The organism is Paucidesulfovibrio gracilis DSM 16080, assembly GCF_900167125.1.
GTDB lineage: Bacteria > Desulfobacterota > Desulfovibrionia > Desulfovibrionales > Desulfovibrionaceae > Paucidesulfovibrio > Paucidesulfovibrio gracilis.
Window position 1 is genome coordinate 26,552 of record NZ_FUYC01000013.1, and the last position, 21,685, is coordinate 48,236.

The window sequence follows — 21,685 nt, forward strand, 5'->3', positions numbered from 1 at the left end:
ATCGTCATACACGCTCTGTTTCACGTGAAACAGAGGCTTTCGCAGTGCAAAACAGGTAAAACGAATGGGAGAGGATTGCAATAGCGTGGAGGCGAAAAACCGCCTCCACGATCAAAAAAAGACGTCAAACGTTGTAGTATTCACGATACCACGCCACAAATTTACGAATCCCTTCATCAATAGATGTGTTCGGCTGAAAATCAACATCGTTGACAAGGTCATCCACATCGGCCCAGGTGGCAGGGACATCGCCCGGCTGCATGGGCAGGAGATTGCGCTCCGCCTTCATGCCGAGCTGTTCTTCCAGCGCTTCAATGTACCTGGTCAAACGGACCTTGTTGTTGTTGCCGATGTTGTAGACGCGATACGGCTTCGGGCTGGACGCCGGGTCAGGATTATTTCCGTCCCAGTCGGGGTTTCCTTCCGGAATGTTGAACATCACGCGGAAAACGCCCTCAACAATGTCATCCACAAAGGTGAAGTCCCGCTCCATGTCCCCATAGTTGAAGACGTTGATCGGCTCACCAGCCAGGATCGCCTTGGTGAACAAAAAGAGCGCCATGTCCGGACGGCCCCAAGGACCATACACCGTAAAGAACCGAAGCCCTGTCGTGGGAAGATCAAAAAGATTGCTGTAGGAATGGGCCATCATCTCATTGGATTTTTTGCTGGCCGCATACAGGCTCATGGGGTGATCCACCCCATCATGCGTGGAAAGCGGCATCTTCGTATTCATGCCGTACACCGAACTGGACGACGCATAGCAAAGATGCTTGACCTTGGTGTGTCGACACCCTTCAAGGATGTTGAAAAACCCAACGATGTTCGAATCAATGTAGCTGCGAGGATTTTCAATGCTGTAGCGCACGCCGGCCTGGGCCGCCAGGTTCACGACAATATCAAACCCTTCATCCGCAAACAGCTGCTGCATGGCCGGAGCGTCGGAAAGATCAACCAGCGCATGCCGAAACGCTTCGCTCTCCTGAAGGATGGACAACCGATCCTTCTTCAGGTTCACGTCATAATAGTCGTTAAGAATGTCCAGGCCCACAACCGTGTGGCCCGCGGCAAGCAGTTTCCGAGACAAATGAAAACCGATGAATCCAGCGGCTCCAGTAACAAGTACTTTCATGCGTACACCTTGATTGGGGTTGATCGATGGAGGTCTCATACGCCAGGCCACCCCGAAGGGCAAGCGCGGCGAACTGCGGGTTAAAATGGTAATTGCTTGAGGCTGTCCAGAGCGATCAAGCGCTCATGCGGCAGCATGGGTTCCAACTCCGCAAGGGTCGGAAGCAAATGGACCTGCGTGCCTCCGACCTTAACGACATCTGTGGCAAAGGTGCCATCCGACACTAAATGCGAAACAGCATCCCGGCCAAACAAGGCCACGTGGCCACATCCCAGCAGGTCCACGCCACGCCAGAACATGTCCCTATTGGGCTGAAGCTGCTCATCCACAAGCTCGGTCATGGGCCAAAACGCAATGGTGCCTTTGGGCCAGCGGAAATAATAAATGATGGACTGGAGAAGCTGGGCAATGGCTTTGTCCGGCTGCCCGGCCATGTGCGCGCCCAGATCATAATACGTCCAAACGATTTTGGGATCATGTGGGGTGCGTAGCCAAAGCTTTTGCCACAATTCGGGCCAAGTGGTGTGGGAATCGTCGGCGACTTTGGATGCGCGCTGGGCGGTCTCCTGTGCGTCGTTCTGGGGCGTGGCGGCCTGTCCTGGGCTGGATGGAGAGGAACTGGGTTGTTGATTGTTCGAACGGGCTGGGACCGAGCATGGGGGCATGGAACGCGCCGCGGTTTGCGTGGGAGCACTTCCAGCACGGATGGACGCGGCATCAGGAGCAGCCTGCCCGGCTTCGCAGCTACGTCCAGGCAGGAAGAAATGATGCACTCCCGCTTCATACCAGCCACGCAGGTGCTCGGGTACGTTCAGATTGCGGCCAGGTGATCCCATATCCGCCACGCTACTTCGGTTTTATCGAGTTGCGGCCAGGACTCATCTCCGCCGCAACGATCAAAAACACGGACTTGATTCGTGCCGGAAGCAAACCCAGACCCAGGAACATTGACCAGATTGGCAACGATCATGTCCAAATGCTTGCGCTGCATCTTCCCTTGGGCGTTGGCGGCGAGATCGTGGCTTTCAGCGGCAAAACCGATCAAGCGTTGATCAGGACGTTTGAGCGTACCAAGACCGGCCAGAATATCCGGATTCTCGTCAAAGGAAACCACAAGACCGGATGCTCCCAAAGCGTCCTTTTTCATCTTGGCATCGCCAAAGGCAATGGGCCGAAAGTCCGCCACTGCGGCCGTGCAACACCCAACATCCATGCTTGGCCATAGATCACGACAGGCGGAATCCATTTCCAGCGCGGTTTGTACATCCACACGCCGCACGCCCGGGGGCAAGGCCACACTACAGGGTCCGGCCACGACCGTCACTTCGGCGCCACGAAGCCAGGCTGCTGTGGCAAGCGCAGCGCCCATGCGACCAGTGGAAGGATTGGACCAAAAGCGAACAGGGTCGAAACGCTCACGAGTTGGCCCAAGCGTCACAAGCACACGTTGTCCGGACAAATCGTCAGGGGATATGGCGCGACAGATATGTGCCAAAATGGCGCTCACAGGCGCGAGACGGCCATTTCCCTCATCCCCGCAGGCCACCTTGCCAGACGCGGGCAAAACCACCTCTACGCCGCGACTACGGAGCCGGTCCACATTCTCTTTGGTGGCCGGGGCTTCCCACATGGCCGGGTTCATGGCAGGAGCCACCAGCACCGGCCCGGAATGCGAAAGCGCCTGGCAGGAGAGCATGTCATCGGCAATGCCATTGGCCATCTTGGCAAGAATGTTGGCCGTAGCCGGAACCACGGCCAAAACATGACTGGTTCGCCCGGGGGCAAGATGCGCATAGGGCGCATCGCCGGTTTGGAACAATTCCCCAAAAACAGGGTCCGCCCCAAGAGAAGCAAAGGTCAAGGGTGTGATGAATTGTGCGGCCGAACGGGTCAACGTGGCAGAAACCGCAATATGACATTCCTGCAGACCGCGAAGCAACTCAACGGCCTTGTAGGCGGCCACACTGCCGCATACGCCCAGATGGGCGCGACGCCCGAGTAAGCCCTTGAACAGCAATGCCGTATCCATCACATTTCTCCGAAAGGCAGCGCCTTATTGCGGCAGTTCCTGCTGCGAGAAACCCTGGGAATCGGACTCCCAGCTCCCTACGTCCTTAAATTCGATGGCAAAGACCGTAACGCGGGTTTTGAATCCGTCCTCAATCTGGATGGTGCAGCTTTTGTTCTGCTTCTCAAAGGCCAGCACGGATTTCTCTGCCTTAAGGGAAAATTTCTTGGTCCAGTTGTCTTTGGCCATATTGTTCACAAAGAAATTGAAGACATCCTCGGCAACAACCCGACCCGAAAAAATACGGAATCCGGCAAGAAAGCGAGGATCGTCAAAGACGTACTTCTCATCATCCACCGGGTCCAACTCACGGGGAATCAAAATATCGTTGAAGTCATAGTAATAATTAGGATTTTCATACGTCTGTTCGTATGCGGTGGGCTGGGATTCGCTGGTGGACTGGGCCGGTTCCGTGCCCGTGGATTTGGTGGCGCATCCGGTGGCGGCAAGGGCCAAGACAAGCAATACAGCGGTAAGGCTACGACGCATGGGAAACCTCCTGACGGAAAGATGTGTGACGGTCAACGCGGTCAAGGCGGCGCACCAGGGCCGCGACCCGACGTGTTGCCTTGGTACAACACCGGAGCACGGACCGCAAACATTACGAACAAGGGGACTTGGGAATCAACGCACAAAAACTTGCGCCCACAGAGGGCAAAGCGCACGGCCAGCAGTGAAGCAAAAATGCCGGGAAGGTGTCTGGCCGATGGGAAAACCCTCTTCAGGCTGCTTCATAAGGCGCACGCGTAAGGCGCGCAGAACAACAAAGCCGACGGGTACTGCCTGTGCGGGAAAACCTGCCAATTCTACGGTAGGCAGCAACCTTGCGTTTTTTCGACAGCCTGCTATTCGTCGTCACGCAGACTGTTGATCTTGGAGGAAAAGAACTTCTCCATGTCGCGCCGATCCTTGCGCAACCGGACCAATTCGGATTCCAAAATTTGCAGCTTGGCCTTGATATCCGAGGTGTCAAAGGAAAGGTTCAGCGTCATTTCCTCAAGCTCGGCATCCTTGCGCAACAGCTGGGCCGTGCGTTGCTCCAACTCGGTCATATCTTGCTCGGGCGGAGCCTCGGCCACGGGCGCCGCGGGCAAACGGCGAAGCCGCTTCTGACTGCGGGAAAGCAGCACAAACGCGGTCTTGAGCTTTTGGATGTCCTCACGCTGCTGCTCAATGGTGGTTTTTTGATCCGCAATGATCTGCAGGCACTGACTGAATTTATCCATGACCTGTTGGAAAGACCGGGCAAATTCATTATCCAGGGCCGGAGCCGCGTTTCCCGATGCAGCCAAGACCCCCTGGAGCACGGGAGAATCGTCGGCAGGCTCGGCCGAGCGGGAATATTCCTGCTTGAGCGCGTCTTCGATCTCCGTGGTGACGTGTCCGTCCTGATACAATTTGGAAATAGCCTGAAAGATCTGAACCGCGTCTTCAGAATATTTTGTGACACGCCCGACTTTTTTGCTCGGCAAAAATTCACGGAACAGCGAGGCGTACCGCCTCGCCGTGGGCGCGGGTATCTGCGTGATCTTGGCGATTTCCGCCACGGACAGCCAGTTCATGACTGCACTATGTATCAGGATTGCCGTTGGAATCAAGTAAAGATACGCATTCGTCCATGGGCGACTTGCCAACAGGCGGCGCAAACCCTAGGATGCTGGTCCGAATTGACCCTGACCACGCGCCCTGCCCGACCCGGACACCCGCGCGACCAGACGAGGAATCATGCATCCAGACCACGCCCTGGCGAGCTACACCTACGAGCTTCCCGAGGAAAATATCGCCCAGACCCCGGCGCAACGCCGCCAGGATTCAAAGCTCATGACCGTGAACCGGGAATCCGGTGCCACCGGAATTCACGGCTTTTCCGCTCTGCCTGAATTGCTGCCCAAGGGCGCGCTCCTGGTGGCCAACAACTCCAAGGTGATTCCGGCGCGGCTCTTCGGCACCAAGCCCACAGGCGGACGCGTGGAATTTTTGCTGCTCACCCCCCTGCCCCTGCTGGAACCGATTCAGGACGCGGACGGTCTGCACATGGCTGAGGCATGGGGACTTCTGCGCGCCAGCAAAGCGCCGAAACCCGGGCAGATCATCACGTTCGGCCCGGAATTTTTTGTACGCGTGCTGGAGCGTGGAGCGTTCGGCCGCAGCCGCGTGAGCCTGTTTTGGCGGGGTAACCTCAAGGAACGCATGGAAAGCCTGGGAAGCATGCCCCTGCCCCCGTACATCCGGCGCGAGGCTGATCAATCAGATATGGCCCGGTATCAAACGGTCTACGCAAAGGACGACAAAGCCGGGAGCGTGGCCGCCCCCACAGCCGGCCTGCACTTCACCCCGGCGGTGCGCACGGCGCTGCAGGAACGCGGCTGTGAATGGGCGGAGGTGACGCTCTACGTGGGCTACGGCACGTTCAGCCCAGTGCGTGAACCCGACATCCGCGACCACGTCATGCACGAGGAATATATTGAAGTTCCACGTGAAACAGCCGAAGCCGTGCAGCGCGCCAAGGACCAGGGCCGCCCCGTGGTTGCCGTTGGCACCACCAGCGCCCGCAGTCTGGAAGGAATGCACCGCGCCCTGGGGCATATCGGACCCTACAAGGGCATGACCGACATCTTCATCAAGCCCGGATATACCTTTCAAGTGGTGGATAACCTGCTGACGAATTTCCATTTGCCAGAATCTTCGCTTCTGATTATGGTTTCAGCTCTCGTCGGTAGAGAAGCCATCCTCAACGCCTACAGTGAGGCGCTCCGTAACGATTTTCGCTTTTTTTCGTACGGCGACGCCATGCTCATCTCGTGAAGCCGCAACAGGAGGGCCACATGTCCCGAATCGAAGTGTTGGAAGACCGGTGCAAGGGCTGTCTGCTCTGTACGACGGTCTGCCCCGTGCAGATCATTGTGCAGTCGCAGCGGTTTAACCAAAACGGCTACAAAGTGGCCGAGGTGCCGGAAGAGAACAAGGAAAAATGTACCGGATGCGCCTCCTGCGCGCTGATCTGCCCGGACCTGGCCATTCGCGTATACAAAACCCCGAAGGCCAAAAAAGGGGGGAAATGATGGCGGACAAGATCTTCATTAAGGGCAACGAAGCCGTAGCCCGGGGCGCTCTTGCCGCGGGATGCAAATGCTTTTTCGGCTATCCCATCACGCCCCAGAACGACATCCCCGAATTCATGAGCAAAGCCATCGTGGACGCGGGCGGCGAATTCGTGCAGGCCGAATCCGAAGTGGCGGCCGCCAACATGCTGCTCGGCGCAGGAGCCACGGGCGTACGCGCCATGACGTCTTCTTCTTCTCCGGGCGTATCCCTGAAGCAGGAAGCCATTTCCTACATGGCGGGCAGCGACATCCCCGCCGTGGTGGTAAACATGAACCGCGGCGGCCCGGGTCTGGGCGACATCGGCCCGGCTCAGGGCGACTACTACCAGTCCACCCGCGGCGGCGGACACGGCGACTACCGCCTGCTGGTCTTTGCCCCGGCCACGGCCCAGGAAGCCTACGACCTGACCATCAAAGCCTTTGACATGGCCTTCAAATACCGCAATCCGGTCATGATTCTGGGCGACGCTATTCTCGGCCAGATGAAAGAACCCATTGAACCATGGGCTCCGGAACTGCCGGGCGACACAGAAGGCGGCGACTGGCGGCTGGATGGGGCCAAGGGCCGGGAAAAGCGGCTCATTAAGTCCCTGTTCCTGGAAGAAGGCGCCCTGGCCGGACAAAACCAGCGCCTCCAGGCCAAATACGAAGCCATGCAGGGCGAAATCCAGTACGAGGCCTTTGAGACGGAAGACGCGGATCTCATCGTCTGCGCGTACGGCTCCATCGGCCGCATTGCCAAAAGCTCGGTGCGCAAGCTGCGTCAGGCCGGACACAAGGTCGGCCTGTTCCGGCCCATCACCCTCTACCCCTTCCCGGCGGCTCCGCTGCTGGAAATGGCCAAGCAGGGCAAGCGGTTTTTGACCATCGAACACAACCTTGGCCAGATGGTGGATGATGTGCGGCTCTCGGTGCGCACGGTGGCGGATTCCGACTTCTTCCCGGTCTATCCCGGCAACCTGCCCACCCCGGACGAATTCGAGGCACCGATCCTCAAGAGCCTGGAGGGTAAATAAATGTCTGAAATGCAAGAAAAACTGGTCTTCGATAGGCCGGAATCGGTCATTGACCGGCCCACCCACTACTGCCCGGGTTGCCACCACGGCGTGGCCCACCGGCTCGTGGGCGAGCTGCTGGACGAAATGAAGCTGCGCGAAGAGTCCATCCTCATCGGCTCCATCGGCTGCTCCGTGTTTTTGTACAATTACCTGGACATCGACGCCGTGGAAGCGCCGCACGGCCGCGCCCCGGCCGTTGGCACCGGAGCCAAGCGCGCCCGGCCCGACAAGTTCGTACTCACCTACCAGGGCGACGGCGACCTGGCCTCCATCGGCATGGCGGAAATCATGCATGCGGCCAACCGCGGCGAACGCATCTGCGTTGTGTTCGTGAACAACACCGTCTACGGCATGACCGGCGGACAAATGGCCCCCACCACCCTGGTGGGCCAGCGCACCACCACCTGCCCGGGCGGTCGCTGCCGCGACAAGGAAGGCCTGCCCATCAAAATGACGGAAATCATCTCCCAGCTCGGCGGAGTGGCCTTTGCGGGCCGTGCCTCCCTGGACAGCGTGAAGAACATCCGCACGGCCAAAAAGTACCTGCGCAAGGCCTTTGAGTGTCAGACCCAGGACCGTGGATTCGGATTCGTGGAGCTGCTCTCTGCCTGCCCCACGAACTGGAAAATGCCGCCGGTCCAGGCCAACGAGCGCATCCGCGAGGAAATGATCCCCTACTTCCCGCTGGGGGTATACAAGGACGTGACCGAGGAAGGAGGTGCCTGCTGATGTCCACCTATCTCGACGCGATCATCGCCGGTTTCGGCGGCCAGGGCGTCATGCTCATCGGTAACCTCCTGGCCTACTCCGGCATGAACCAGGGACTGAACGTGACCTACATCCCGGTGTACGGCCCGGAAATGCGCGGCGGCACAGCCAACTGCACCGTGGTGCTTTCCGACGAAGACATTGGTTCGCCCATCATTCACCGGCCCAAAAGCCTGATCATCATGAACCGCCCCTCCCTGGACAAATTCCAGCCCCGACTTGAGGACGGCGGCGTGCAGATCATCAATTCCTCGCTGGTGGACGCGGAACTCGCCGAGACCGACAGGGTCAAAAGCGTGTTTGTTCCCGCCAACGACATCGCCGATGAAATCGGCAACACCCGCATGGCCAACATGGTGGCCATCGGCGCATTCCTGCAGGCAACGGGCGTCATCCCGATCCAGGCCGCCATCGACAGCCTGGAAAACGTGATCTCCGCCCATTACAAAAAGCTCATTCCCATGAACGCCAAAGCCATCCAAGCGGGCGCAGCCCACGTGGGCTGACCGGGCTGAAAGCGTACCTTCCGACAGGGCCGGGGCAGGCGTCCCGGCCCTTTTTCGTGTACAATCACAGCAGGCAATGGATACCACAGACTGTGCAACGAGCTGGTAAGGAAAAGGCACCCTGTGACCGCTCTCCCCGGCTTGGAACAAAGATAAGGCAACCGCGCCCACACCCTGCCAGCCAGTGGTGACGTACGTCACATGCAGGTGACAAATGCAGTCCAGACTGGATAACCGCAAACAGGTCCGATAACGTCCCCCGGATCACTGTATCCGAAAACAACAAGCGGCCGCAACGCACGACGCCGGAGGAATGTCATGGAACAATACGGAATCATCGGTCATCCGCTGGGGCATAGCCTCAGCCCGGCACTGCACAACTGGGGATTCGCCCGTTGGAGCATGGACGCGGTGTACGACTTTTGGGACACCCCGCCGGATTCCCTGGCCGCGTTTGTGGACCGTGTGCGTGCCGAAAACATCCGCGGCGTGAGCGTGACCATCCCGCACAAACGCACGATCATGCCCTTGCTGGACCGGGTATCCACCACGGCGCGCGCCATTGGTGCGGTGAACACCATCTGCTGGGATGAACACGGACGGCTGCGCGGCACGAACACGGACGTGGCAGGCTGTCTTGAGCCGCTCCGCCGTGTGATCCCAAAACCAAAGACCGCTCTGGTACTCGGAGCCGGGGGCGCGGCCCGGGCCGCCATTGCCGCGCTGAACCAGCTCGGCGTGGAATGGGTGGGCGTGAGCAACCGCAATCCGGAAAAAGCCGATGCCCTGGCATTGGAATTCAGCATTCATGCGGTCCGCTGGGATGAACGGCACAAGAATCCCTGTGACGTGCTTGTGAACGCCACACCGCTAGGCATGAGTGGTCCGTACCAGGGGCAAAATCCCTGGCCCATGAAAGCCCTGCCCCAGGACACCACGGTGTTTGATCTGGTCTACAATCCGCTGGAAACCCCGCTTCTGGCTCTGGCCAAAACCTGCGGATGCGGTCGCATCTCAGGGCTTGAGATGTTCTTGCATCAAGGCTTGAAGCAGTTCCACATCTGGACCGGACAGGATCTTGACCCAGACGCGGCCAGAGAACGATTGCTGCAGGAACTGGGCTGAAGAGCCAAGAAAGCGCGCTTCAGCACCCTGGACAAAAATCGGAAAAGGTTTCCGTGGAGCATGTGCATAGCCTGCTATTCCAAGTCGAACAGACAAAAAGGACTGGCTCGTGCTGTGGCTCATGCCATGTGATGTTCTCTCCCATCCATGCGCTGAACACTGATGACGCTGCGTCATACCGCTTGCTGAAAGTGGCGCGGGCAATCCGGACCACGAAGCAAGAAAGCCCCAACCCCTTGGGGTATCGGGACCGTGGGAGATATTGCATGGTTATGGATCAAGTCCCACCAACCTGGTCCCAACGTTCATAGCCGGGAATAGACCGCTGTAGCGACAGTTACCCACGGCACCAACCAAGGCAAAACGCATAGCCCGCAATCCATTCTGATAGTGATCCACGGAAATCAGGAGATGGCCTGTCCACCCTTCGTAGGACACAACGAAAACGGATGCATAGCAGCCAATAGAACGCGGACCACACGATTCCAATGAACCCAAAAGCATGGGCTGGACCAGAAACAAAAAAAGCGCCCTTTCGCAAAAAGGCGCTTGTAGTTTTTGTCAGGGAATCGGCCCTGCCGGATGAACGGGTCAGGCCTGGGGAACGTCCGCACCCAGTTCCTGAAGCCGCTTCCACAGGTACGTCACGATTTCGTCCGCCTTTTCACGGCTGATCACAGGCACGGTTTCGGCCAGGCGCTGCACTTCTTTTTCATCCATATCCAAGGATTTGGCTACCATAAAGGTCTCCACTTCCTCGCCCTCCATGAGCACGCCGCAGCCTCCGGCACAGCCAAGATACTGGCCGTCCTTAAGTACGGGGACCGCAATCTTGGTCAGGCAAGCGTCGCATTCATCCACCAGGGGACTCTGTTCGCTGGTACAGTATTGGGTGAAATGCTTCCCGGCTACAGCGCAAATAGCGCTCAACCCCTTGGGATCGCCCTTTACCCGGGGACACAGTTCATTGCCCCAGTTTGCATAGCTGGTGATGCGTACACCCTGCTCGTCGGCCACACTGGCATTGAGACCGAATTTCTCGTGCAGTTCCTTTTCCAGACCTTCCCAGGTCTCTGTGGATGCCAGATCCGTGATTTTCATGCTCGTCTCCTGAAAAAAAATTGTAGCAATGGTGGTCAGTTCACGTACGGATGCTCCCTTGGGTACGCCTGTTTCCAAACCCTTGCAAGGGGATCGGCACGCAGAAGCAGGAGCCGCAAAAACCGAAATTGAACGAAAAGCAGGAGAATGAGCAGAAAAAAACGCGCCGATCCGCCCACAGGGAGCAAACCGACGCGTCCGTCACAACCAACGCATCGTCGAAACGGCAAAAAACAGCAGTGCGCTCAGCTCTTGAAGCGGTAGCCCACGCCGCGAACCGTTTCAATCCAATCCGCATACGCGCCGAGCTTCTGGCGAAGACGACGAATGTGCGTGTCCACGGTGCGGGAATAGCCTTCAAAATGCGTATCCCAGACCGTATCCAGAAGGTGGTCGCGGGTCTGGACCTTGCCCTTGCCCTTAATGAGTTCGGAAAGAAGCTTGAATTCCGTGGCCGTGAGCTGGGCACTTTCGCCGTCCACTTCAATAGTGTGGGCCTCAAAGTCAACACGCAGGCCTTCCCGCTCCCAGGGCTGCCCGGACCCCTCGTCCACCTCGGGAGCACGGCGCAGCACCGCCTTGATGCGCAGCATGAGTTCCCGGGGAGAAAAGGGCTTGACCACATAGTCATCGGCTCCAAGCTCCAGACCAACAATACGGTCCACTTCCTCGCCTTTGGCCGTGAGCATGATCACGGGCATGGACGAGGTTTCCGGACGCTTCTTCAGACGGCGGCAAATCTCCAGCCCGTCCATGCCCGGAAGCATCAAATCCAGCAGCACCAAATCCGGCTGAAACGTGCGCACCAGATCCATGACCGAAGTGCCGTCCTGGGCGGTGCGAACCTCAAAGCCTGCCGCGGATAGGTTGTAGTCCAACAATTCTCGGGTATCCTGGTGGTCTTCCACGACCAAAATCTTGTTACCGGCCACGGCATCGCTCCTTATGGGCTATGATGACTGGGGGGGATATACCCGCTGGGACAAGAACCGTGAAGCTCTTGTTGTTACATTATTGTGAACAAATCAAGAGAACAAGAAAAAAAGGGTCAATGCTAAACGCATTATCACAAACCCAAGCACAAGGGTATCTGACCGGATATCGCCCACAAGGGCAACAACCTTGAGGAATAAAAAAAAGGGGAACGGTTGGGCCGTTCCCCCTGGGTAGATTCGCATTCACCCGGCAGTTTACGAACCGGGTCAGCAAGGCGGTACAGAGTCAGACAACGCGTTCACGCCGAATCCCGAAGGGTTTTGCAACACGCATCCTCGCTCCGGTAACACGGGACCGGTCACAAGCGCCTCGGCTCCCCCATTCCGGCACGTACAGGCGTGGCGAAACAAAGAATCGGCATCCAAGCTCGCATAACCGGAAAACTCTTTTCAGCAGGCCACTGGGAGCGTTTTACGGCACAAAGACCTTGAGATACTGATTCACGTAAATCGTGCTCCGACGCCCCATGTTGTTCCAGGCCCGAAGCTGGGTGATGCTCACACCGAAGCGCCGGGCAATGTCGGACAGGGTGTCCCCGCGGCGGACCTTGTAGCGAACCAGTTCCGCATGCACAGATTCGGCCTGGGCCTTGGCCACACGCTGGGTCTTACCCGAGGCGTCCGGGATGTAGAGCCTGTTTCCGACCCGGAGCGTACTGCGCCGGGACAATCCATTGGCCTGTTGCAGCGTGCTCACGCTCACGTTGTAGCGCTGGGAAATGTCCCAAAGCGTGTCACCGGGCTGGATCACGTAATTGCTGCGCGACTGGGCGACCTGCCGTGTTTTGGTACGCGATCCCGGGCTGGCCTTTGCCGAAGCAACGGCGCGACCGCGACCATGGCCGGGTACCATGACCACCTGCCCGGGATGCAGGGTATTGGAACGACGATTATTCACGCGCTTGAGCACGCTGATGGGCACGCCGAAGCGACGGGAAATGCGCCACCAGGAATCGCCGCTGCGGATGCGGTAGGCCTGATACCCGGCATAGGGCCGGGTTCCGGGGTCTTCCAGATAGGCGATCATCTTGGGCGCCTTGTCCTTGGGCAGGTGCGCCGTGGTGCTCAACTTGGGCGGGCTGACCTGCCGCCGGTACGCGGGGTTGAGGCGATGGAATTCCGCCCACTTCATGCCGCCCGCCTGAGCCAGGGCAAGCAGGTCCGTGCCGCCGGGAACATCCACGTGCTCCAGGTCCGGCTGTTTGTCCCAGCTTACAGGGTCAAATTCAAGGGCTTCCAAATTCTGGAAGATGCGCGAAATAGCGATGAACTTAGGAACGTATTGCAATGTTTCGCGGCGCAAACGGGCCTTGTACACAAGGCGGCGGTTGCGGGCCGCGAGATCAAAGAAATTGTCCACTTCCAGGGCGTCCACAGCGCGTTTGATCTTGCCCTCTCCGGCATTATACGCGGCCAGAGCGAGATACCAATCGCCGAGCAGCCCATGCAGATACTTAAGGTAGCGGGCGGCAGCGTCCGTGGCCAGATACGGGTCGCGCCGTTCATCAATCCACCAATCCACGTGCAGACCGTATTTGCGACCGGTATAGGGCATGAACTGCCAAAGCCCGCCAGCGCCGGCCCAGGAATAAGCCTTGACGTTGTAGCCGCTTTCGGCGAATGGCAGGAGCACCAAGTCCTGCGGCAGGCCGTATTTGGTGAAGACCTCGCGGACCATGGGCAGATGCTGCTCCGAACGCTTGAGCCACTTTTCAAAGGTGCCGCGCGCCCGATGCGTGAAGTAGGAGAAAAAGTGCTCCACTTCCTTGGTGCTGTGCAGGTCGAGGTCAAAGAAAATGCCGTTCTTGGAATACAGGATGGAGCGTTCGCGGGAGGTCAGTTCGGTCCCCTCGCCGGGCTGAGCCGTCAGCTCAGGGTCGAGGGGTTCGGCATCCTCGGACATGATCAGGGTGTCAGGGTCGTTGACGCTGTCCACCACCGGGGACGTGTTCTTTTGGGCACATGAAACGAGTACCGTGGTGAGCACCACAATCCACATGGCCCAGGCAAGGCATCGAGCAGCCAGATAGGACAAGGAAACCTCCGCGATATGTTACCGTTCTTAGGTCTGAAGCATATTTTATGCCGCGTGGCAAGGGGTATCTAGACATTCTCTACGTTTGAATCGCCCCTGGACAGAGCGCGAATGCAGCGTAGAATGGTTTTGAAAAAATGGAAAGCGGCCAACCCGCCGGAATTCTTAGATGGAGAAAAAATGCACAAATCAAAACCCGACAAAAGTGGGATGAAACGCCGTTTCGACCGTGAAAACCGGAACGCAGCAGGCCGAAAAGAGCAATCCCAACAACGTCCGCCCCGGGACCGGGATACCGAGCCGCAAGACCGATCCAAGCCGGAACAACGCCAAAAATTCGACGCTCGTGGCGACAGGCGCGCCAATGCAGACAAGGGAGCCGCACCGCGTGGACCCAATACCCGCCAGGCCAAACGTCCCAAAGGCGCGGATAAGAATTACGTGGCCGGACGCAAGCCCGTGGCCGAACTGCTGGAGTCCGCTCCCGGCCGGGTGGATATGGTCAACATCCGCAAAGGACGCGTGGACGCAAAGATCAGCGCCATCGTGGATCTGTGCGCGGACAACGGCATACGCTATAAATTCGTGGACGCGGCCAGTCTGGAGCGCCTGCACAAAGGCAACCACCAGGGCGTGGTGGCCCAGGTCGCGGGCTTGGAATACACGGACCTGGACACGCTGCTGCAACGCGGTTTGGAAGCCCCACTGCCCCTGATCATCGTGCTGGACCGGGTGCAGGACACGGGCAACGTGGGCGCGCTGGCGCGCACGCTCTACGCCCTGGGAGGCGCGGGCATTGTGGTGCCGCAGCATGAAGGCGCATACATCGGTTCCGGAGCCATCAAAGCCAGCGCCGGCGCCCTGACCATGCTGCCCGTCAGCAAGGTGGTCAATGTGGCGCGCACCGTGGAGCAACTGGCCCGGCAGGGCTGGACCACCTATTGCGCGGACCAGGGCGAGGCATCGGAAAACGTGTTCGCCCCGGACACGGACCTGACCCTGCCCGGCGTGCTGGTGTTGGGCAATGAGGAAAAAGGCGTGCGTCCGGGCGTGGCCAAGGCCTGCGATCGGAGCCTGCACATCCCGTTTGCCCGACGGTTCGACTCACTGAACGTGTCCTCGGCCGGCTCGTCGCTGATGACCCTTTTTGCGCTGCAAGCCACAAAAAACAACGGGTGACGATCTAACATCGTCGCCCGACGAAAGGACAACACGCCGAAATAAAGTCGTATTCAGACGACGATATTATTTGATATAGTTGGGAAGGTTCAAAAAGATTTCCCGTGTATATGTGACCATTTTATCCATGATCCACGGGAAGGAGATAAGCAGGGCAAGGAAGATGGCAACGATTTTCGGGACCATGGTCAGGGTCATTTCCTGAATCTGCGTGGCGGCCTGGATCACGCTGACCACGATACCCACAATCATGCCGATGCCGAGCATGGGCAGGGCAATGGTCAAGGTGGTTTCAATGGCCTGGCGCGCAAAACCCACGATAAATTCCGGGGTCATCTCCGTAGCCTCCTCTTCTCCAGCAACTCAAAACCCTGCAATGGCCCGGACAGCGGACGCACCACTCCGGGGCCGACCGCCAAGCGGGTCAGGCAAAGGTGTTCACCAACGATCCCACAAGCAGACTCCAGCCGTCCACCAAAATAAACAGCAGCACCTTGAACGGAAGGGAGATCATGACCGGGGGCAACATCATCATGCCCATGGAGAGCAGGATGGAGGCCACCACCATGTCCAGGATGAGAAACGGGATATAGATCATGAACCCGATGGTGAATCCGGTCTTCAGCTCACTGATGGTGTAGGCGGCCACCAGCATGATGGTGGGTACGTCTTCCTTGGTCTGGGGGCGCTCCATCTTGGTGATGGAGTAAAAAATGGAAAGATCCTTTTCCCGGGTGTGCTTGAATAAAAACTCCCGGATGGGTTGCTGGGCCACATCCAAGGCCTCGTCAAAGCCGATTTCCTCATTCAGATAGGGCTGCAAGGCCTGATCGTTCACAGCCTTGCCCACAGGCATCATGATCACGAAGGTCATGAACATGGCCAGACTCGCCAGCACCTGGTTCGGCGGAACCTGGGGCGTTCCCATGGCCTGACGCAAAAAGTGAAACACAATGATGATGCGGGTAAACGAGGTCATGGTCAGGGCAATGGCCGGAGCCAGAGAGAGCACGGTGAGCAGGAAAAGGATTTCCAGCAAGACCGAAACCTTTTCCGGTTCCGCCTGGCCCGCGGCCAGCTCCATGGTCAGGCTGGGAACGGTCTGCGCTAGTGCGGGCAACACGGGCAACATTGCTCCAAACCCGAGAAAAAGCGCCACGCGCCACCACATGCCCCGGGGCAGCGCCCCTTGTTGCGGCACGGCCACAGGGTATTTCGGCAACGCGCCTCGGGAGCGCCGCACGCGCCGCCAGAACCGCATCTACTTGGCCCCCCCGTCCGTATCGGGATCAACGGCGTCCAGCTCGGGGAGCAGGTAGGGTTCGTCCTCGGTGGACGACGCCTTGGCCGCGTCCGCAGGCCCGGATGCATCCGAAGCACTGGATCGCGCCTGGGCGCGCTTTACGGCCAGTTCTTCCGCAAAACGGGTGAAATCATCCTCGTCCTCGTCATTGTCACAGCCTTGCGGCGCGGAACATTCCGTGAGCAGGTTCACACGCTGTTCCGTAACACCGAGCACGAGATCGCGGCCTTTGACGCGGACCACGCAAACACTCTGCTTGGCACCGAGCATGAGCCGGCCAAGCAGTCGTGGATTTTCCGAGCCTTTGGGCTTGGCAATACCGGCCGGGCCAAAGCGGCGCAACAGCCAGACCGCCAGAAAGATGACTCCCAGGATCAGGCAGAGGTACGCGGCCGTCACCAGGGTGGTGCTCAAAAGGGAATGCCCGGAATCCACCATGCCGGGATGCAGCAGGGAAGGATCCATGGCCGAGGCATCAGGGGGTGTTGCATGCGCTACAGACGGATCCACGCCAGTGGATTGCATGACATGGGACGCAGCAGCGCCTGGATCGGTTCCGCCGGAAGCCAAAGACCCCGGATCAGGTGCGGAGGAAGCCCCGGCAGGATCCACAGCCGGAGCCTGAACCGCGGAAGGATCCATGGACCCCGGGTCGGTCGGCAAGCTATCGGCAACCGCAGCAGAACCCTCCGGCATGGAAGGAGATGAACCGGCAGAAGCCGCAGACTGCGAAGCTCCCCCAGCATCCGATGGAGCAAGGTCCGAAACCGTGCGGACCGCATCCCCGGTCAGGTCGGACGTGGCCTGCGCGGCTTGATCCGCAGCGAGTTGGGGATCAGCGGACAAAGGCTGCATGGTGGCGTCAGGCAAGTTGCTTCACCCTCTCAATGGGGCTGATGATGTCGGTCAGCCGGATTCCAAATTTCTCGTTGATGACCACGGCTTCGCCGCGCGCCACCAACTTGCCGTTGACGTAAATTTCCAAAGGTTCGCCCGCCAGCTTGTTCAGCTCCACCACGGAACCCTGGCCGAGCTGGAGCAGCTCGTTGATGAGCAGCTTGGTGCGCCCGAGTTCCGCGGAAACATCCAGCGGAATATCCAGGATAAAGTCCAGATCGCGTTTGGAGCCTTCAGGCTTCGGTCCTTTGGCCTGGGCCGTGAAATCCTGAAATTCCGCGTCCTTCATCTGGGTGGACAGGTATTCCTGTTCCTTTTCCTTTTTCAGGTCCACTTCCTCGGACTGGGCCAAGGCCGCAGCCCACTCATTGGCCAGCGCCTCATCCCCGGGGTCCATGTCGCCCGGGTCATCGGCGGGGGCAGCCGGAGCGGGATCCGGAGCCGAAGCCGGAGCCTCCTCCGGGCCGTCGCCTTCATCCTGCAGTGCCTGTTCCCATTCCTGGGCCAGCTTATCCTGATCGTCGGGACTCATACCATTGAACCTCTTGGATTGCGCTTGACGGAGTATTGACGCCGATCCACCCGGGGACCGGCCCACCCGTCATGAAGCAAAAATCATGCTCAGGGGGGTGAAAATCCGTCCTATTGGAGAATATAAACGGAAAAATACACCTGCAATACCTTGCCTTCCCCAATGATCTGATTGATACGATCCACGATTTCCTGCTGCAATTGCAACTGGTTCTTAGGGCCGAGCATCTCCTGGGGCTTTTTGCTGCCCAGGAGGATCAAAAGCATGTTTTTGATTTTGATCTGGGAGGAGTCGAATTCCGAAACAGCCTTTTCGTTGATCAGCTCCACTTCCAGCCCGAGCTTCACATACCGTTTGCCCAGGGGATCGTTGAGGTTGGCGACAAATGGCTCCACAGAGGCCATTTCGCCCTTGAATCCGGGCGCGTCTGCCAGGGGCTGTTCCTCGACCTGCTCCTCGGTGGCGTCTCCGCCCATGCCGACCATATCCATGATCGTATCCTTGAAAAAGAACGCGGCGGCGCCGATGCCGAGCAGGAGAACAAGGATGATGATCCACTTCAGAAGGCCTTTTTTCTTTTTCGGCTCTTCCTGTGTGATTTCGTCCGCCACGAAGCACCTCGTTTAGATAGTCGGTTGATAGCTCATACAATGATACAACGAACCAGTCGGATTATCCAGGGCTAACAGATTGCGGCCCGGGAGCCAACACCCCGAAGTCAGGAATAACTGCCAATGGCCCGTGTGGTGCGGATGAGAATTTCAATACGCCGGTTCATGGCGCGGTCCTCGGGTTCATCTCCGGCGCGCAGGGGCTTGGTATCCCCGTAGGCAGCCAGGGAAAAACGCTCGTCCGGCAGGCCGGAACGGACAAAATACGCCAGCACGGCTTCAGCCCGGGCCGCGGAAAGCGCAAAGCCCTCGGTCCCCTCTGCCTCCACCCCGTCGGTATGCCCGGAAATAAAAACAGGTTCATTGGCATATCCGAGCAGCGGAATGATCTGGTCGAGCAATTGCCGGGCTGTATCGTCCAGCTCGGATCCGCCTTCGGGGAAAAGCAGTTTGTCGGTCATGACCAGGGCCAGACCGTCCTGTCGCTCAAGCACACGCAGGTTTTCATTCAGGGTGGAGCGGGAAACATCGGGCGGAAGATCCTGATCCGGATAAAGCAAATCCTTGATGCGACGCGGCTTATCCACTGCCTCGGATGGTTCCTCGATCAATTCCAGCACAGCTTCCAGGGCAATGGAGATGCGGCCCGCCCCCTTGAAGTTCAATTCGCCCGCATCCTGAGGCTGCACAGTGACTCGGGTGATGAAGCTCTGGTCCATGGAGGACATGGTCAGCAGCAGGACGAAAAACGTGAGCAACAGGGTCACCAGATCGGAAAACGTGACCAACCAGAGCGCCAGAGGGGGACAGGCTTTTTTCTTCTTGCGAGGACTCATGGCGCCTCCACAGGGGGCGGCACGGTCTCCTCCTCCAGAGGGTCAGGCAGGGAAAACTCGAATCCGTCCACGTCATACGTGTCGGGACGCACTTCGGGCTGGGCCTCCTGAATCGCCTGCTCCACCTGCATGGGCCGCTCCGGAGCGCTGCGCCGGTCCAGCACAAGGTCCACACGACGGTTCCAGGAACGCATATCCGGGTCGTTGCTATTGTAGAGCGGACGGAACCGGCCAAACGCCTCCAACCGGAGCATTTGCGAATCCATGCCCTGCTCCAGCAGGTAGGAATACACGGAAAGGGCGCGGTTCAGGGAAATGCGCCAGGAAAGATCGGGTATCTGTTTGCTGTCCTGTGGGCGGTACTCCACGCCCAATTCCTCACGCAGATTGCCGCTGTGCCCGGCAATAAGCAGCGGATACTCCAGGTCCAAGAGCACAGGCAGCATGCTGTCAAGCAGCGCCCGCCCCTGATTGGAAAGACCGGTTTGTCCGGGATTAAACAACAGTTCGGCATTGATGGTCAAAATCTGCACGAACCGGTCAGACTGGAAATTGAGATCCTGTTCAATGTCCTCCCAGAGCATGGGCTTGAGCGCGGCCAGATCCTCTTCATCCTCAAAGACGCCTGGCTCCACGGTCTGCTTGGTCCGCTGGGTGGTCATAACATCGCTGCTCTGCCCCCAGCCGAACGCGCCCACAATGGACCCGAGCACCACGAGCTTGCGGCGTTCGTCGATCTTGGACATGGAGACCAACAGCACGAAAAAGGTCAGCATCAGGGTCATCACGTCGGAGAACGTGATCATCCATGGCGCCATTTCCTCGCAGATCTGTTTTTTTTCGCGCTTGGCCATGTCCGCTCCGGTGCGGCGATCACTCGCCCTGCTTGCGGTCCTTGGGTGCCAGGTAGCTGTTCAGCTTTTCTTCGATAATCCGGGGGTTCTCCCCTTTGCAGATGGAAAGGATGCCCTCAAGGACCATCTCGCGGATGAGCTGTTCCTGCTTGTGCCGGACCTTGAGCTTGCCGGAAATGGGGTTGAACACGAGGTTGGACAAAATCGCGCCGTACAGCGTGGTCAGGAGGGCCACGGCCATGGCCGGGCCGATGGTGGACGGGTCGGACATGGTCTGCAGCATCTGCACCAGACCGATGACCGTACCGATCATGCCCATGGCCGGAGCCAGGGTCCCCATGACCGCCACCACATCCGCGCCGGACTGGTGCCGCTCATCCAGGTAGGAAAGTTCAGTCTCCATGATTTCCTGAATGGTCTCGGGATCCAGACCATCCACTGTAAGCTGGAGTCCTTTGCGGAGAAACTCGTCGTCCACTTCCTTGACCACTGGTTCCAGGGAGAGGATGCCCTCACGACGGGCGCGGTTGGAAAAATCCAAAAACTGGGCAATGACCTCGGCCGGAGGCTGGATGGAGGTGAAAAAGGCGTTTTTGATCACGCCCACCACGCCCACCACATAACTCATGGGGTAGTTTACCAGCGAAGCGCCGATGGTGCCGCCGATGACGATAAGAAACGACGGCACGGAGATGAAGATCGTAAGGCTGGATCCGGTTAAAATAGCCGAAACCACAAGCCCGAAGGAAAGCACAATGCCTATTACGCTTGCCAGATCCATAGCTGTTCCGTTCGCTAGTGTTGTATCCGTCTACGATGCATCACACGGGCCGCAGCCCCACAGCACTCACAGACGCGGCCCAAAGATCCGCGTACCGATGCGTACCAGGGTCGCGCCTTCCTCCACGGCCTGAACAAAGTCCCCGGTCATGCCCATGGAAAGCTCGGGCAGGGACACGCCGAAACGCTGCTCCAGCCCGTCGCGCAAGCTGCGCAACCGCGCAAACACGGGACGCACGGCTTCGGGATCGTCCCCGGCAAAGGGCATGGTCATCAGCCCGCAAAGCCGAAGATGCTCCAATCCCAAGACCTCTTCAACCAAGGCGTCCAGAGCGTCCGGCTCCACGCCGCACTTCTGCTCCTCGCCGCATAAGCTGACCTGCAGCAACATGGACTGCGTACAGCCCAAGGACTGCGATTTATTATGCAATACACGGGCCAATTTCAAAGAATCCACACTGTGGATCAACTCGAACCGCCCGGCCACGAATTTGGCCTTATTGCTCTGGAGTCCGCCGATAAAATGCCAATGCACAGGAAGATTCTGCAATTCCTCCTGCTTGGAGGCGACCTCCTGAACGTAGTTTTCCCCAAAGTCCACCTGCCCGGCGCGGGCAAGGGCCGCGATATCCGAAGCGGGATGCCGCTTGGAAACCGCCACAAGCCGCACCTCGGCAGGGTCGCGCCCGGCATTGCGGGCGGCAAGGGCAATATCTTCCCGCACGGCCCGCCAGTTCGCAGCGAGCCGTTCGGCTCGGGAATCCACCGCCTCGTTCGTTTCGTCCGACTCGATCATGTCGC

General features: G+C 58.6%; 24 protein-coding genes. 7 read left to right on the forward strand and 17 right to left on the reverse strand.

Annotated elements, in window-relative coordinates; all coding sequences use genetic code 11:
- Positions 1-124 precede the first annotated feature (124 nt).
- From B5D49_RS11380 to B5D49_RS11400, 5 genes are all read right to left on the reverse strand, one after another.
- Positions 125-1,132 (reverse strand): NAD-dependent epimerase, encoded by a 1,008-nt coding sequence (locus B5D49_RS11380; RefSeq protein ID WP_078717830.1) that lies wholly within the window; start codon positions 1,130-1,132, stop codon positions 125-127.
- A gap of 80 nt (positions 1,133-1,212) precedes the next feature.
- Complete coding sequence (locus tag B5D49_RS11385; RefSeq protein WP_078717831.1) at positions 1,213-1,968, reverse strand: hypothetical protein; 756 nt, start codon at positions 1,966-1,968, stop codon at positions 1,213-1,215.
- Positions 1,944-3,161, reverse strand: coding sequence for a bifunctional phosphopantothenoylcysteine decarboxylase/phosphopantothenate--cysteine ligase CoaBC (coaBC, locus tag B5D49_RS11390; protein ID WP_078717832.1), 1,218 nt, complete (start codon positions 3,159-3,161; stop codon positions 1,944-1,946). The genes B5D49_RS11385 and coaBC overlap by 25 nt, the downstream gene beginning before the upstream one ends.
- Positions 3,162-3,185: 24 nt before the next feature.
- A complete protein-coding gene (locus tag B5D49_RS11395) occupies positions 3,186-3,689 on the reverse strand; it encodes a hypothetical protein (protein ID WP_078717833.1) in 504 nt (167 codons plus the stop codon).
- 356 nt (positions 3,690-4,045) lie between these two features.
- The gene (locus tag B5D49_RS11400) at positions 4,046-4,762 is read right to left on the reverse strand and encodes a helix-turn-helix domain-containing protein (protein ID WP_078717834.1); all 717 of its coding nucleotides are present in this window, start codon (positions 4,760-4,762) and stop codon (positions 4,046-4,048) included.
- A gap of 163 nt (positions 4,763-4,925) precedes the next feature.
- Here B5D49_RS11400 and queA point away from each other — a divergent pair, with 163 nt between their 5' ends.
- The 6 genes from queA (at position 4,926) to aroE (ending at position 9,761) form a co-directional block, all read left to right on the forward strand.
- The gene (queA, locus tag B5D49_RS11405) at positions 4,926-6,005 is read left to right on the forward strand and encodes a tRNA preQ1(34) S-adenosylmethionine ribosyltransferase-isomerase QueA (RefSeq protein WP_078717835.1); all 1,080 of its coding nucleotides are present in this window, start codon (positions 4,926-4,928) and stop codon (positions 6,003-6,005) included.
- Between the two features lie 20 nt (positions 6,006-6,025).
- Positions 6,026-6,262 (forward strand): 4Fe-4S binding protein, encoded by a 237-nt coding sequence (locus B5D49_RS11410; protein ID WP_078717836.1) that lies wholly within the window; start codon positions 6,026-6,028, stop codon positions 6,260-6,262.
- Positions 6,259-7,320, forward strand: coding sequence for a 3-methyl-2-oxobutanoate dehydrogenase subunit VorB (locus B5D49_RS11415; protein ID WP_078717837.1), 1,062 nt, complete (start codon positions 6,259-6,261; stop codon positions 7,318-7,320). The genes B5D49_RS11410 and B5D49_RS11415 overlap by 4 nt, the downstream gene beginning before the upstream one ends.
- Positions 7,321-8,091 carry a thiamine pyrophosphate-dependent enzyme gene (locus tag B5D49_RS11420; protein ID WP_078717838.1) on the forward strand — a complete coding sequence of 257 codons (771 nt, stop codon included), beginning with the start codon at positions 7,321-7,323 and terminating at the stop codon, positions 8,089-8,091.
- Complete coding sequence (locus tag B5D49_RS11425) at positions 8,091-8,636, forward strand: 2-oxoacid:acceptor oxidoreductase family protein (RefSeq protein WP_078717839.1); 546 nt, start codon at positions 8,091-8,093, stop codon at positions 8,634-8,636. Before B5D49_RS11420 ends, B5D49_RS11425 begins: the two co-directional genes overlap by 1 nt.
- A gap of 318 nt (positions 8,637-8,954) precedes the next feature.
- Positions 8,955-9,761, forward strand: coding sequence for a shikimate dehydrogenase (aroE, locus tag B5D49_RS11430; RefSeq protein WP_078717840.1), 807 nt, complete (start codon positions 8,955-8,957; stop codon positions 9,759-9,761).
- Between the two features lie 591 nt (positions 9,762-10,352).
- Here the strand turns inward: aroE and B5D49_RS11435 are convergent.
- The 3 genes from B5D49_RS11435 to B5D49_RS11445 all read right to left on the reverse strand — a co-directional run bounded on the left by B5D49_RS11435 (position 10,353) and on the right by B5D49_RS11445 (position 13,892).
- On the reverse strand, positions 10,353-10,862 hold the full coding sequence (locus B5D49_RS11435; RefSeq protein ID WP_078717841.1) for a PocR ligand-binding domain-containing protein: 510 nt from the start codon (positions 10,860-10,862) through the stop codon (positions 10,353-10,355).
- A 245-nt stretch (positions 10,863-11,107) separates the two neighbouring features.
- Complete coding sequence (locus tag B5D49_RS11440) at positions 11,108-11,794, reverse strand: response regulator (protein WP_078717842.1); 687 nt, start codon at positions 11,792-11,794, stop codon at positions 11,108-11,110.
- Positions 11,795-12,269: 475 nt separating this feature from the next.
- The gene (locus B5D49_RS11445; RefSeq protein ID WP_234990716.1) at positions 12,270-13,892 is read right to left on the reverse strand and encodes a LysM peptidoglycan-binding domain-containing protein; all 1,623 of its coding nucleotides are present in this window, start codon (positions 13,890-13,892) and stop codon (positions 12,270-12,272) included.
- A gap of 180 nt (positions 13,893-14,072) precedes the next feature.
- Here B5D49_RS11445 and rlmB point away from each other — a divergent pair, with 180 nt between their 5' ends.
- Complete coding sequence (gene rlmB, locus B5D49_RS11450; protein WP_234990718.1) at positions 14,073-15,071, forward strand: 23S rRNA (guanosine(2251)-2'-O)-methyltransferase RlmB; 999 nt, start codon at positions 14,073-14,075, stop codon at positions 15,069-15,071.
- Between the two features lie 66 nt (positions 15,072-15,137).
- Here the strand turns inward: rlmB and fliQ are convergent, their stop codons facing one another.
- From fliQ to B5D49_RS11495, 9 genes are all read right to left on the reverse strand, one after another.
- On the reverse strand, positions 15,138-15,407 hold the full coding sequence (fliQ, locus tag B5D49_RS11455) for a flagellar biosynthesis protein FliQ (protein ID WP_078717843.1): 270 nt from the start codon (positions 15,405-15,407) through the stop codon (positions 15,138-15,140).
- An 88-nt stretch (positions 15,408-15,495) separates the two neighbouring features.
- Positions 15,496-16,203: a flagellar type III secretion system pore protein FliP gene (gene fliP, locus B5D49_RS11460; protein ID WP_078717862.1), complete on the reverse strand. Its 708-nt coding sequence runs from the start codon at positions 16,201-16,203 to the stop codon at positions 15,496-15,498.
- A gap of 129 nt (positions 16,204-16,332) precedes the next feature.
- The gene (fliO, locus tag B5D49_RS15055; protein WP_234990720.1) at positions 16,333-17,244 is read right to left on the reverse strand and encodes a flagellar biosynthetic protein FliO; all 912 of its coding nucleotides are present in this window, start codon (positions 17,242-17,244) and stop codon (positions 16,333-16,335) included.
- Entirely contained in the window at positions 17,237-17,803 is a 567-nt protein-coding gene (gene fliN / locus B5D49_RS11470) for a flagellar motor switch protein FliN (protein WP_078717844.1), read from the reverse strand. Before fliN ends, fliO begins: the two co-directional genes overlap by 8 nt.
- A 110-nt stretch (positions 17,804-17,913) precedes the next feature.
- The gene (locus tag B5D49_RS11475) at positions 17,914-18,414 is read right to left on the reverse strand and encodes a flagellar basal body-associated FliL family protein (protein WP_078717845.1); all 501 of its coding nucleotides are present in this window, start codon (positions 18,412-18,414) and stop codon (positions 17,914-17,916) included.
- Between the two features lie 107 nt (positions 18,415-18,521).
- Positions 18,522-19,250, reverse strand: coding sequence for an OmpA/MotB family protein (locus tag B5D49_RS11480; RefSeq protein ID WP_078717846.1), 729 nt, complete (start codon positions 19,248-19,250; stop codon positions 18,522-18,524).
- Complete coding sequence (locus B5D49_RS11485; RefSeq protein ID WP_078717847.1) at positions 19,247-20,104, reverse strand: OmpA/MotB family protein; 858 nt, start codon at positions 20,102-20,104, stop codon at positions 19,247-19,249. The genes B5D49_RS11480 and B5D49_RS11485 overlap by 4 nt, the downstream gene beginning before the upstream one ends.
- A gap of 19 nt (positions 20,105-20,123) precedes the next feature.
- Positions 20,124-20,885 carry a motility protein A gene (locus tag B5D49_RS11490; protein ID WP_078717848.1) on the reverse strand — a complete coding sequence of 254 codons (762 nt, stop codon included), beginning with the start codon at positions 20,883-20,885 and terminating at the stop codon, positions 20,124-20,126.
- A gap of 66 nt (positions 20,886-20,951) precedes the next feature.
- Complete coding sequence (locus B5D49_RS11495) at positions 20,952-21,680, reverse strand: YggS family pyridoxal phosphate-dependent enzyme (RefSeq protein ID WP_144019450.1); 729 nt, start codon at positions 21,678-21,680, stop codon at positions 20,952-20,954.
- Between the last annotated feature and the right edge of the window lie 5 nt (positions 21,681-21,685).